Below are 13,614 nucleotides of genomic sequence, written 5' to 3'. Positions count from 1 at the left end.
CATTGAGGTGACGCAAGGAAAGAACTTTGATGGCGACTGTAGCTCCATCGGCAAGTCGAATCGCACTGTAGGTGCTACCGCTACCGCCTGCACCCAAAAGTTCGACAAGCTGATAACGTGTATCGACGATCGTCTCTAAAGCGTTGGCAATTTCCATAAAATTAGTCAACTATTACCGCTTATGAATGAGGATTTAATAATATGCAGCTTTACGTTCGCATCAACTTTTGCTAGTTTGCTACAAGTATCGGCAATCCGCTCCGGAAGCTTTTCGGTAATATTCACAAAAATTTATATTACACATCAATTCGGGTTAAGAAGTGCCTGGAGACTGGAAGTCTCGGCTTATGATGCTTAGTCCGCCTTCGCGGACTAAGGTATCAGTCCGCGAAGCGAAAAGTGCGTTCTTGGGGTCTCCCCAAGTAGAGCACCTTTTCAAGACAGGCGGACTTTGTAATGCTAGCCCCGATTTTAATCGGAGGCGGTTCTAGAAAGGAGCCAACATCCTTAACCCGTTGGCGTAGCCTCTCTACCAAGAGAAACTGGCGTTACATTACACACAAAAAACAGCCCCAACTTCAGGTAGAAGTCGGGGCTGATGATTAAATAGATTTAGCCTTCCATCGGGATGCCATGAACGAGATTATTGAGTAGAGACTCAATATTTTGCATCGCCTGGTGATTTTCGGGTTGATGTTCAGATCGATCTGCCAATCCTGCTAATTCTTGCTTGAAGGCATCGATCCGATCTTGTAACGGTTGCATTAACTCCTGATATAGAGCTACTTTAGCTACCAATTCGATCGATACCTGCTTGGTGAGTTGCTGTTCTTGTTCGAGTGCTTGAACTTGTTTCGACTCTTGGAGATAAGCTTCGACCTGGCGTTCGATTTTCGCTTTGGTTTGGTCGATCGTCCCGCGCAGATTATCGATCTCGGTGGAGATCTGAGTCAATTCTGACTGCTGTTGTTGGCGTTGACCATCCAAAAGTTGTAAAATCGATTCCCATTCGACCTGTGAGCGATCGGCAGCCTCTGGGGGATGACCCTGACGGTGGCGGAGGACGCGATTGTGGATTTGTAAGAATGTCTGACGTTCCCGCATGGTTTGGCGTTGACCGTCGAGGGTCCGATCGAGCATATTATAGCCATCGCGTTCGTCAGCAAGATCGGCTTCGAGTTTGAGTTTATCGAACTCATTAGCTCCCGCGATCGCTTGTTGAAGTTCGTCGATGGCGGCTTGTTTTTCTTGGAGTTCTTCTTCCTCTAAGTGAACGAAATGGACCGATCGATCGACTTCAGTTTGGATGTTTTCGACGATCGCTTGCAATTGGCCAATCGGTATTGATTCCAATTGTTCGAGGTCAATTTTTTGGGTATCCCCAGTATCGACACTACCACCTTTAGACATTAAATAAATCTTCTGGTAGTTTACTTGCTCCAGTTCGATCCGGACTGTCAGACGGCGAACGTATTCCTGTTGGGTACTCAAAGTATGTTGCTGAACTTCCCAGGCAGTTTGCGTTTCTTCGAGGGCAGTTTGTAGCTCTTGAAGTTGCTGTTTGCGGCGCTCGATCTCCTGCTGCTGGCGATCGAGTTCGGCTTGGGTAGCAACGACTTGTTGCTGGTGGTGGCTCAATTGTTGCCAATGTTCGTTGAGAAGATCTTGTTGAACTTCAACGGCGGTGGCGGTAGTTTCTAGTTGTTGGGGATCGAGAGTGCGGGCGGTAGAGCCTAATTGATGGAGAGCCGCTCGAATCTCATCGACTTGCTGCTCGCTCAACGAAGTCCCCATCGACTGTTGTTGCCGATCGAGATGTTGCTCTTTAACTTGTAATTCTTCCCATTTAGTTGCTAGTTCTTGACGCGAGCGTTCGTGTTGTTCTATTGTTGTTTCGATCGCTTGTGATTCTTGAGTCAACCGATCGAGTTCGGAACGAGTACTTTCCAACTCAACTTCGCGTTCATAAATTTCTTCTTGGCGCAACTGTAATTGCTGAGTTTGTAAACTTAAAGATTGCCGCCAACTTTCAATTTCGTCGCCTTCTTTCTTGTATTTTTCAATTTGACGCGAGAGATTTTGGAGAATACTAACTAGCTGTTTGCCAGCATCTCGCAATTGCGATTGAATCTGCCGATTGGCATTCATATCGACCAAGACTAAAACGCCTGGATTGAAGTTATTTGCCTCATCTGGGGCGGCAACTAATTCTTCGCCAGGAATCGCACTCCAATTTTGTTCGGTGCGCTGACAAGCCAACAATTTGAGTTCGGCTTTAGTTCTGCCGCTAATATTAAACCCTGATTTTGGCTTTTGGATTTCTGCTAGATACAACACGTTAGTATTCCCTTGTCTTATATGAATAAATTTAGGTTTTTGCCGAGCATACAGAATTTAATTAAGTTAATCCATATTATAAATCTGAGCCAACAGAGAGTTTCGATCGTGCCAAACACTACTCAACATTAGGTATTGTCGCAAACACGATCTGTTTCCTCCATAGAGTAAATCTCATTAGGTAGAGGACCCGGCGATATCCTCGCCGCGATTACCCGTAGGTAAGTTTGCTGTTATGATTGCAGTCGCATTCTTTGACAAGCGATCTGGAGCTACAGCATCCGCCTAGAGCGGACGATCGCGACAGGGGCGGGCTAAATCGATCCTTGCCTCAAATAGAGCAGTGTCATCAATAACAACTATATATACATCGACTGCCAACTGTCATCAGCATAAAAATTCAACTAAATTTGCGATCGATCTTGGAAATTGTGAAACAAACTAGTGAATGTGTGGGAAAACTGAATGTAGCGGATATTTATGCAGATCGATCTTGGTGGCTGTTTAAATGCCTCAACAGCACCGCAGGCGATTCCCCTGTCGAGTCGTCCCGCTGCTCGCAGTAGCAACCTCTCAACCCCCTGAGGACGAGATTGAAAGCCCCACCACAACCGCCAGCAGTTCGCTAGTGGATGGAGGAGCCATCCCCCAGTCGATCTCCAGTCAACCGCGATGTTCTATAAGTATTAATTATGAAGTTTTTATTTTATGTTTAAAAATTACTATAGACTATTGACATTTACCAGCTCAGTATCCATCTACCCCATCGATTAGCAGATATATGAAAACAGTTCTAGTTGTGGATGATAGTACCGCTCAGCGGGAAATGATCAAAGAGCTACTCCAAGCTAGTGGAATGACAGTAAATGTCGCAACCGATGGCGAACAAGCTGTAGCAGTCGCATTAGAAATCGTTCCAGACATCGTAGTGCTCGATGTTGTCATGCCCAAAATGAATGGTTATGAAGTATGCCGCACACTTAAATCGAATCCCAAAACCCAAGATGTACCTGTAATTTTATGCAGTTCTAAAAGTGAGGATTTTGATAAACATTGGGGTATGCGTCAAGGTGCTGATGCTTATGTCTGCAAGCCATTCGAGCCAGTAGAATTGCTCAGTACCATCAAACAGTTATTGCGAAATTAGGATAGGTCTAATGGTTCTCAATTTAGATTTTCTCACCAGTGATGATGCGCCCAACACTAATGATGTGAGTGCAGGCTCTCAAGATGGCGAACTATGTTTGCGATTTGACGTACCTTCTGGAAACGAGTTTGCTTTACCTGCTTCTGGCGTTCGCGAGGTCATGTCTGTTTATCTCGATCGAATTACGCCCATTCCCAATGCTTCACCTTTTTTATTAGGTACGTATAATTGGCGCGGTCAAGTAATTTGGGTCGCCGATATCGGTCAATTTTTAGGCGATTTGGTGTTGGTAAATACCGACCAAAATGAAGTTGCCGTTTTAATTGTCGAAGAACAAGAACTGGTGATGGGATTTGCCGTCCGCGCGGTCGCAAATACCGAATGGTTGGATGTCGATCGAATGCTGGCTCCCGATGCTCACATTCCCGCTGCGATGAGTGGTTTTATCAAAGGAGTTTACCCTTCCACTGTTGCTGAGGCACCCCCATTGCACTTACTCGATCGAGTTGCCATCCTCCGCTCGTCCCACTGGACGTTGTAATCGCGACTATTTTCCAAGTTAAGAGTTTTATTGCTGAGATTTAGAGCTACTACTTCGATAAAGATCGTGCTAATCGTTCCCGCGAGCCTCTCGACACGAGCATCGACATCCACAGCTACTTTCGTCATTAAGACTAATAGCAACGCCTAAATTTATGTGAGTAAGGGTGCAACTATGCTCGGTCGGCGAATAAAACTTATAAGAATCCATATTTCATAAAATTAGCTAGTTATTGACACAGAACCAAAATGATCTCTAATGCCGATCGTATGCAAGACTATACCCAAGATTATCAATTAGCTGAAGCTGCCTATCTTCAAGGTAACTACGAAAAAGCTGCCGCAATTATCGATACGCTAGTTGCCAAATTTCATGAAGATCCTAGCGTCCGCTTATTGCGCGGGCACATCTATTGTTATGGTCTCTACCAGTATGAAATTGGCAAAAAAGAGTACGAATATGTACTGAGCATTGCGACCGACCCCGAATTTATTCAATTTGCCAATAGTGGCTTAGAATATGCCACCTCTTGCTTGAGCCAAACGAACGGATCGACGCAAGAGAGCTTCAATGGCGGCGATTCTGGCGGTCATTATCGCGATACTAGTGCCGATTCTGCCGAGTTACTCACTTGGAGACAACCAGAAGATCTCACGGCTGATGAAGATTTCGATCTGGCCGCACTGAACTTTAATATGGACATGTCGGGACAACTATTTCCCGGTCAAGGTACGGACTTATTCTCGATCGAAACTAACGCTCCCAGTCAAAAGCCACCACCATTAGCTACTGGTTTTTATAATAACGATCAAGATACACTCACCGATGCCTTTGCGTTTGGGTACGATCGCACCGATAATCCTAGCAACCAGCTCTTTGAAGATTTACCGTTAGCAGCTACCTCTGAAGCCGCAGACGATACGGGCTTTTTCAATATCTCCCCAGCGGCACATCGCGCCTTTGCCACCTTCGATCCCGATCTGCCTAAAGACAAAGCCCCTGCGGCTACACCATCAGTTGCTGATGAGCCATTAGGAGTAGCCGAACGACCGACATTAGTAGTCCCTGTTAATAATGCCGCAGTTCGTCCAGTTCCAGAACAAGTGGAATTTTCAGTTGAAGATATTTCCGACGCGCTCAATGAAATCAGTGGCGCATTACCAATGGCTTGGCCTCCCACAGCTCAAGCTGGTGAACCTCCAGCTTGGATGGGTGCCAACTCAACCCCAGACAATCTAGCAAATCGCCCCCAAGTGCAGCACAATGATGCCGCTCCCGATGGTTTCGATCTCGCCGTGGCACAGGTCTTTCAAGACACATTCCAACCTCAACCATCCGATGCGCTGGCGAATAATGCGCCCGCATCGACACCCAAACAGCAGTTTGCGGCGATCGATAACGAAGCACAAGAGCCGCACAGACCTGCCCCAATTGCTGAGGAAGGCCCTCAATCTGGATTTTTCGATCTGCCCGACAATTTCCTCGACCAGCCAGTTCCATCGGCGATCGTCCTGCCTAAATCTTCAGGGATGTTTGATGACAGCTCGACATTTATTAACGGCGTATCGATCTCTGGGATTAAAAGTCAGCCCATTGGTACGATTAGTAATCTCTATCGGGAAGATAGTCCAAATATGACTAATCTCACGCCATCACGAGGCATATTTGCACCGTTTGAAAATGCCTCGTTCCAGAAAAAACAATGGTTGATTTCTGGTGCGGCAGGATTGGGTGCAGCAGTCGCAATTGCTAGTGTGACATTTGCCACCAGTCTCAGTTTGGCTCCGAGAGATCCCGCTCGCGAACCTTTACAAAAAGCGGGCGCAATCATGATGCTCGTTGGCGGTTTGACTAGTTTTGGCATTACCAAAATCTTGACTGGTCGTTATACCAAGCAAGTGAGTCGGAGCGTTAGAGACCTGCAATCCAATTTCGAGCAAGTCGCTCAAGGTAATATGGGCGCAAGAGCGGCGGTATCTTCTCAAGATGAGTTGGGTCTATTATCTTCGTCTTTTAACTACATGTTGCAATCGGTGGTAACTAGCAACTCCGAAGCCCAGCGCAAGGCGCGGGAAATGGAATTGGCTAAAGATGAACTCCAACGCCAAGTAATCCGCCTCCTAGACGATGTAGAAGGCGCAGCGCGCGGCGATCTGACCGTGAAAGCGGAAGTAACTGCCGACGTACTCGGTGCGGTTGCCGATTCGTTCAACCTCACTATTGACAGTCTCCGCCAAATCGTTCAACAGGTACAAGTTGCCGCCGTTCAGGTCAACCAAAGTTCGACCGAGAGCGAGGCATTCGCCCGACGGTTATCTTCGGATGCACTCAGTCAGGCTGAAGAATTAGCCGTAACGGTAAACTCGGTACAAATGATGACCGCTTCGATCAAACGGGTAGCCGAAAGTGCCCGCGAATCGGAAGAAGTCGCCCGGACGGCATCTTCGACCGCGCTCAGAGGTGGTGAAGCGGTAGAACGGACGGTAGCAGGTATTCAAGAAATTCGCGAAACGGTAGCAGAAAGTACCAGAAAAGTCAAACGTCTGGCTGAATCTTCTCAACAAATTTCGCAAATCGTCTCGGTAATTTCGCAAATTGCCTCCCGTACCAACTTACTCGCGCTCAATGCCAGTATCGAAGCAGCCAGAGCCGGGGAATCGGGGAAAGGATTTGCGATCGTTGCCGATGAAGTCCGCCAGTTAGCAGATCGAAGTGCCAAAGCACTCAAAGAAATCGAGCACATCGTACTCCAGATTCAAAGCGAAACCGGGCAAGTAATGGCCGCGATGGAACAAGGAACCCAGCAGGTAATCCAAGGTACCAAACTCGCAGAACAAGCCAAACGATCGCTCGATGACATTATCCAAGTATCCAATCGGATCGACTCACTAGTGAGATCGATTACCTCGGATACGATCGAGCAACGCGAAACTTCTAAAGCAGTGACAGAAGTTATGCAATCGGTCGAAATTCAAGCTCAATCGACTTCTCAAGAAGCTCAAAAAGTATCCTCGTCGCTCGAAAATCTGGTAGTCGTCGCGCGGAACCTGCTCACTTATGTCGAGAGATTTAAAGTCGAGTAAATGAGGGGGGAGCGGGGAGCGGGAAGAAAATGCACTTCATAGCAGCACCAATAGCTATGTTTAGCATTAGTTAACTCTTAACTCCCAACTCCCAACTCCCCGCTCCCCGCTCCCCGCTCCCCGCCCAACCCCAATCCAACCCTCAACTCCTAGCTATGGCAGAACAACACGATCGCATCCTGGGCTACTTTTTAGAAGAAGCAAGCGAACATTTAATCACGATCGAGCAAGGCTTACGCAAACTTCCCGAAACAGTCAGACAGCCGACGATGATTCGCGAATTATTTCGCGCGGCACACTCGATCAAAGGTAGTGCTGCCATGCTAGGGCTGACTGACGTTCAAAAAATTAGCAATCAGTTTGAAGCTAACTTTAGACTGCTGAAAGAAAATTCACAAATTGATGTAGATAGCCAACTCCAATCGCTATTTCTTCAGAGCTTTGGCTTTTTGCGAGCGGGCATCGAAGCAGTCCGGGTGGCTAGCGATCCATACCATCCCCATCCAGAATTAGGCGATCCGATCGGCGATCCGGTATTTGAAGAACTCAAAGCCTATCTTCAGCACTTACTAGCAACAGCCGAATCGATCCCGGCCATCGCGACAAATCCAGATCGTAATCTACCGCGCGATCCGGCGATCGAACAAGTTTTTGGTGAATATGTCACTCGCAAACTAGATGAAGTTATCGGTTTGTGCTTGCAACCAGATCTCCCTGAAATCCGCACCCAAATTCAGCAGATTTGTCAGAAATTAGGCAATCTGGGCGAAAATTTTGAGTTTTTAGAATGGACGAATCTATTTACAGCTTGTCGGCTAGCGATCGCCAATCCGGACAACCTGTTAACCCAATTGGGCGAAAGCATTAGTATTGCTGTCAAACAAGCACAAGTTTTAGTTTTAGCAGATCGACATCAAGCCATCGGCATTACCCCCGATCTCGAAGCCTTTATCAACAAGCGTCGATCGAATCTCGACAGCGAAGTTGTTGCCGATGACAATCGACTGGCATCGATAACTGGCAGTACCTGGCAATTAGATGATGCTGGCGGTACCAGCAAGAGTATGGGAATGACGGACGATACCACTCAAAAACTCCCCGATTTAATTTCGATTAATACAGGGAAAGTAGCTGCTGTAACCAGTAGTATGCCCTTGTTGAGTATCGGTACTAGCGATCGGTTTCTCGAAGCGATTTCGATGCCAGAAGCCGAATTCGACTCAGAGGCAATGGAGCTGAATGAGTTTATGAACTTACTGGGCAACGATCTGCCCAGTGAGGGCACTTGGATGCAGGATGACGATTTCCTCGATCGCGATATTCCCTTGATGGATTTGAGTAGTGCCGATACCGATAAATTTTACGCGCAAATTTCCGAGTCATTTATCCCAGCCTCTACACCAGACCCAATTTCCGAGCTGCTCCAGGTAACTGTGTCTGAAGAACGATCTCCAGATTTAGTTACGTACGATGAAGAAACATTCTACGACCCTAATCTGAGCAATATCGACGATCGGGATTTCCCCAGTTTCTTATTAAATCCAGAATTAGCCGCCACACCGCATCAAAATGGCTATGCCGATCTCGATTTGCTCGATAATGTCGATCTTCAACTACAACCAGATCTGTCTCCAGATCTAGATCTCGGCGATATTCCCGCCCCAGATTTTAGCCTAGACCACCCCATGAGCGATCTATTTGCCACCGCTCCAATCCCCGAAAATTGGGCTGAATTAGATAATTCGGCAGAGATCGCTGATGAAATCGGATTGTCTCTGGGTGCAATATCCGATCTCGTTGGCTCACATGCTCTGAATGAGAATCGAGCGGAATCGATCGAAGATTTAGCTTTGGCGATCGATAATTCTGTGCCAGATCTGCAAGCGCATTCCGATTCGTTATTAGCAATAACTGATGAGATCTACACGCCAGTTTCTGACGAACTCTTGTTAGAAAACTTGAATATCCATGAATCGTCAGAGTCTTCAGATCTCCTCCTTTTAGAAAGTTTAACTGCTGACGATTTACCAGCATCTTTAGTAGATAAAGAGCGCATTAATAATGAATTAAGCGACTGGATCGATAATTCTATTGCCGAGCAAGATCTTGAAGATTTATATTTTTTTGATGGCGACTTAGTGGGAAATCTCAGCAATGGCAATAATATTAACTTAGATCTCGACGCAGAGCCATCGATCGAGTTCACTGTCGATGCTAATGAATTGGGATTGGGTATTGCTGGCTCGATCGATAACAATGTCGAACTAGATGCCGATATCTTTGACGCATTTGGCGATTTGGATCTCGACGCAGAACCATCGATCGATTTTACTGTCGATGCTAATGAATTGGGATTGGGTATTGCTGGCTCGATCGATAATAATGTCGAACTAGATGAAACTATGTTTGACTCATTTGGCGATTTAGACCCTGGCGAAGGACAAGCGATCTATTTAATGGCTAACGGCAATGCCATCAACGCAGATATTAATGCTGAATCGATCGATCGACAAGTTGCCATCGATGAAACTATTTTTGACGAAACCGATCCCTTAGATTTCGATCGCGTGCCTCAAGCAGGTTTAATAGATTTAGAGTTAAGCTCCTTTAATAGCGATCGACCGCTGATAGACTTAGCGGGAAGTGAAGATCTCATCGATCTCGTCGATTTATCTGCTGTTACCGAACCAGTTTTAGACTCAGAATTAGATAATTTTGCAGATTTAGATTTTGGCAACAATAACGACTCAATTAATTTAGATCTCGACATTCAAAACTTTGATGAATTAGCAATCGATCCATCGATCGATAGTAGTTCGCTAGATTTAGACCTAAATTTATTAGATAATAGCGAACCAGTTGGGATTTCGATTTTTGACGATGCTGCATTAGACTTGCCAACAGAGCTGGATCTAATCGATCTCAATTTTACGCCTGATTCATCGCAGTTAGATTTAAATATCATTGCTAACGATTTCAACTCAATCAATCTCGGCGAATCGCCTACGGAAAGTCTTGATTTTGCTGGATTAGACATCAATATTTTAGACGAACAGCCTCTAGATATATCAGGATTACCATCGACAACTAATTTTGACGATCTAAACTTTAATTTAGACGACCTGAGTGCCGATTTAGCCGATAGTGAATCACTTTTAGCCGGATTAGAAGTACCAGCATCCGATCTACCAGAACTCGGCAATTTAGATGCATTCTTAGGGCTAACGGCTCTAGGTGTAGCGGGTAGCGCGATCGCTAGTGGCTCTCAATCTTCAGCACTCGACGATCTTGATGCCTTGGTCGAAACTAGTCCGACTAGTGGATTGGACGATCTCGATTCATTATTGGCAGCTCCCGCACCTGTTGTCAAACCAGCAGAGGTTACACCAGAGCGCGATGCCAAAGATCGTCGCGCTCCTAAGCAGTCGCGGACATTCGAGCAAACAATGAGGGTGTCGGTACGACATCTAAATAATCTCAATAACCTAGTTGGGGAACTAGTCGTCAACCGGAATACATTAGAGCAAGATCAAAATCGGATGCGCCAGTTTGTCGAAAAACTGCTCTCCGAAGTGCAAAAGCTCAACGAAGTCGGCAAACGGATGCAAGATCTCTACGAGCGATCGTTGATGGAAAACTCGCTAGTCGCCAGTCGCCAACAGCACAAACCCACGACGGCGATATCGAGTCCCTTAATCAACAGCGAAAATTTAGCTGCTAACGATACTTCGATCGAATACGATCCGCTCGAAATGGATCGGTTCACGCCGATTCACTTGCTATCGCAAAAAATGATCGAGTTGACGGTACGAGTCCGCGAATCGACAGCAGATATTGAGTTTGTAGTCGATGGGAGCACCGAAGTTACCCGCACGCTCCGCCAGATTACCGGGCAACTTCAGGAAGATTTAACCAAATCGAGAATGGTACCTTTCGCTCAGACAGCCGACAGATTGCAGCGTGGCGTGCGAGATAACGGTCTCAGATATGGCAAGCATGTCGAGCTGAGTGTCGAAGGACGCGATACGCTCATCGATAAAGTGATTCTCGAAAGTCTGACCGAGCCGTTGATCCACATGGTCAATAACGCGATCGCCCACGGGATCGAATCGCCAGAAACCCGCCAAGCTAACGGTAAACCGGGCGATGGCAATATTACCATTCGCGCGCTCCACCAAGGTAACCAAACCATTATCTCAATTTCCGATGATGGTGCGGGTATTAATACCGAGTACGTTAAAAAGAAAGCGATCGAAAAGGGTCTAATTACCGCCCAGCAGGCGACCGTCATGCCCAAAACCGAAGCTTACGAACTTCTATTCCTACCTGGATTCTCGACCAAAGACCAGGCTGATGAATTGGCAGGACGCGGTGTAGGCATGGATGTTGTTAAAACCAGCATTACCGAAATTCGGGGGACGATCGCGACTGAATCGCAAATCGGCACGGGCACGACATTTACGATCAGACTACCATTGGCACTCAGTATCGCCAAAGCCCTGATCGCCGTTAACAACAAGAGCAATATCGCCTTCCCCATGGACGGGATCGAAGATACCCAAGATGTTAGCCCAGAGCAGATCCAAACCGATAGTGACGGTCGACAGTGCATCTTCTGGCGCGATGAATTGATGCCCTTCAAACCACTGTCTGACTTACTTGGATTCAATCGTCCTCTCGCTCGGAATAATTTCTATTCAACTACCGAAGATGATAGCGATCTAGTATCGATCTTAATTCTCCGTAGCGATGGCAATTTTACCGCCGTCCAGGTAGATAAAATCACTGGCGACCAAGAAATCGTTATTAAGCCTCTCCAAGGGCCAGCTTCCAAGCCGTTAGGGATTGCCGGGGCGACGGTAATGGGGGATGGTCGGATCGTGCCGATCGCCGATGTAATGGAATTAATCGCCCTCGCTAACGGGACGCTCTCTCGTCATGTTTCGACTCAGTGGATGGCACAAATGAGTGCGCCGACTGTCGAAATCCGCGAATCGATGGTACTGATTGTCGATGACTCGATCACGGTTCGAGAATTGCTCTCATTGACCTTTAAACGGGCTGGCTACCGGGTCGAACAAGCTCGCGACGGTCAGGAAGCCTGGGATAAGCTCCGCGCTGGTCTACCCTGCGATATCGTCTTCTGCGATATTGAGATGCCCCGCATGGATGGGTTGGAATTCTTATCGCGGATTCAGAAAGATCCGGCTCTAAGCAAGGTACCAGTCGCGATGCTCACTTCGCGCGGTAGCGATCGTCATCGTCAGATTGCGTCTCAACTCGGTGCCAGCGGCTACTTCATCAAACCTTATCTAGAAGAAGCTCTCCTCGAAGCCGCTAAACGGATGATTGGTGGTGAAGTACTAGAGATTGTCTAGGATTTAAACAAGCAACATCCATTTTTTCCAGCAGGGGCAGATAAATTGCCCCTGCTTTTTTGGATTATTCCTATCCCCTATCCCCTATCCCCTACCGATAAACCTTACCATCAGGCATAATTGCCCCCGTGAGCGTCGCTCCAATCAGTCGCACCATCATCTTCGCGCCTACCCGAATTCGCGCCCCAGTTAAATCGGCACCACTGAGATCGGCACCACTGAGATCGGCACCGATCAGATTAGCTCCGCGCAAGTTGGCGTTACTAAGATTAGCCTGGAATAAATTTGCCCTAAATAAATTCGCTCGTTCGAGGTTGGCTCCATGTAAATTGGTGCCATGCAGGAATGAGTCTTGAAGTTCGGTGTCACTGAGATTGGCATTGGTTAAGTTTCTGCCCGAAAAATCCCGCTCGCTGAGATTTTTGCCACTCCAGTCGCTCCCACTAAGATCGGGACGTTCTGGGGGCGTTCGCGGCGGTGTCTTGATATGGTTATGACGATCGGTGGATCTAGCAGCTTGAGGCTCTTCGCTGGTGGTTTCGGGAACTTTAATGGTTTGTTGCCGTTGTGCTGGCTGGTAACGATCGCGAGGTAAATCGTCTCGATCGCGTGCTGAAGTTCGGCGCGGCTGTTGGCGTTGCGAAGTCCGATACGTTGGTGCTCGCTCTGGAACGCGTGTCGATCGAGCAGTGGTACTAGTACTGCTAGTGTTGGTAGTCTGACCGTTGCCATTTACATGAGATCGATTGACTTGAGTAGCTTGGTATTCTCGCAATCGATCGCGGGCATTATTAATTTCTTTAAGTTTCGCCTGGGCTTTTTCTTGCAAGCGCAGACTATCTTGGGGCAACCTATCGGGATGCCAAACTAATACCAAATCCTTATAAGCCTGGTTCACCTCTTCGAGTGAAGCCCCAGGCTCTAAGTCGAGTGCTTTGTACCAACACTGTAGATCGTCATTCATCTATCTAAGGTAGCATTACTGTCGATCGAGGTGTTCACACTCATAGATTAAATTAATATTCTTTCCAGCCGACTTGATGCAATTTCACATGCCGCTAGGTAAAGGGTGAAAAATTGACAATTTTACGGGAGGGATCGACAATCGATCTCACACTAGTACTCGAT

7 protein-coding genes are annotated in these 13,614 nt (G+C 47.0%); 5 read left to right on the top strand and 2 right to left on the bottom strand.

Annotation, left to right across the window (positions count from 1 at the left end):
- Nucleotides 1-612: 612 nt before the first annotated feature.
- Entirely contained in the window at nucleotides 613-2,337 is a 1,725-nt protein-coding gene (gene hmpF / locus RMO79_RS00570; RefSeq protein WP_310481094.1) for a pilus motility taxis protein HmpF, read from the bottom strand.
- Between the two features lie 431 nt (nucleotides 2,338-2,768).
- On the opposite strand from hmpF, the gene RMO79_RS00565 reads away from it, so the two are divergent.
- From RMO79_RS00565 to RMO79_RS00545, 5 genes are all read left to right on the top strand, one after another.
- On the top strand, nucleotides 2,769-2,903 hold the full coding sequence (locus RMO79_RS00565; protein ID WP_310481093.1) for a hypothetical protein: 135 nt from the start codon (nucleotides 2,769-2,771) through the stop codon (nucleotides 2,901-2,903).
- A gap of 215 nt (nucleotides 2,904-3,118) precedes the next feature.
- The gene (locus RMO79_RS00560; RefSeq protein ID WP_310481092.1) at nucleotides 3,119-3,484 is read left to right on the top strand and encodes a response regulator; all 366 of its coding nucleotides are present in this window, start codon (nucleotides 3,119-3,121) and stop codon (nucleotides 3,482-3,484) included.
- 10 nt (nucleotides 3,485-3,494) lie between these two features.
- On the top strand, nucleotides 3,495-4,025 hold the full coding sequence (locus RMO79_RS00555; protein ID WP_310481091.1) for a chemotaxis protein CheW: 531 nt from the start codon (nucleotides 3,495-3,497) through the stop codon (nucleotides 4,023-4,025).
- Nucleotides 4,026-4,294: 269 nt separating this feature from the next.
- Complete coding sequence (locus RMO79_RS00550; protein WP_310481090.1) at nucleotides 4,295-7,108, top strand: methyl-accepting chemotaxis protein; 2,814 nt, start codon at nucleotides 4,295-4,297, stop codon at nucleotides 7,106-7,108.
- Nucleotides 7,109-7,263: 155 nt separating this feature from the next.
- A complete protein-coding gene (locus tag RMO79_RS00545; RefSeq protein WP_310481089.1) occupies nucleotides 7,264-12,486 on the top strand; it encodes a response regulator in 5,223 nt (1,740 codons plus the stop codon).
- A 91-nt stretch (nucleotides 12,487-12,577) separates the two neighbouring features.
- On the opposite strand, the gene RMO79_RS00540 is transcribed toward RMO79_RS00545, so the two are convergent.
- Nucleotides 12,578-13,450: a pentapeptide repeat-containing protein gene (locus RMO79_RS00540; protein WP_310481088.1), complete on the bottom strand. Its 873-nt coding sequence runs from the start codon at nucleotides 13,448-13,450 to the stop codon at nucleotides 12,578-12,580.
- Nucleotides 13,451-13,614: the final 164 nt, after the last annotated feature.

This window comes from Chamaesiphon sp. VAR_48_metabat_403, assembly GCF_031422475.1.
Classification (GTDB): domain Bacteria; phylum Cyanobacteriota; class Cyanobacteriia; order Cyanobacteriales; family Chamaesiphonaceae; genus Chamaesiphon.
This window is presented reverse-complemented; position numbering and strand designations above follow the sequence as displayed.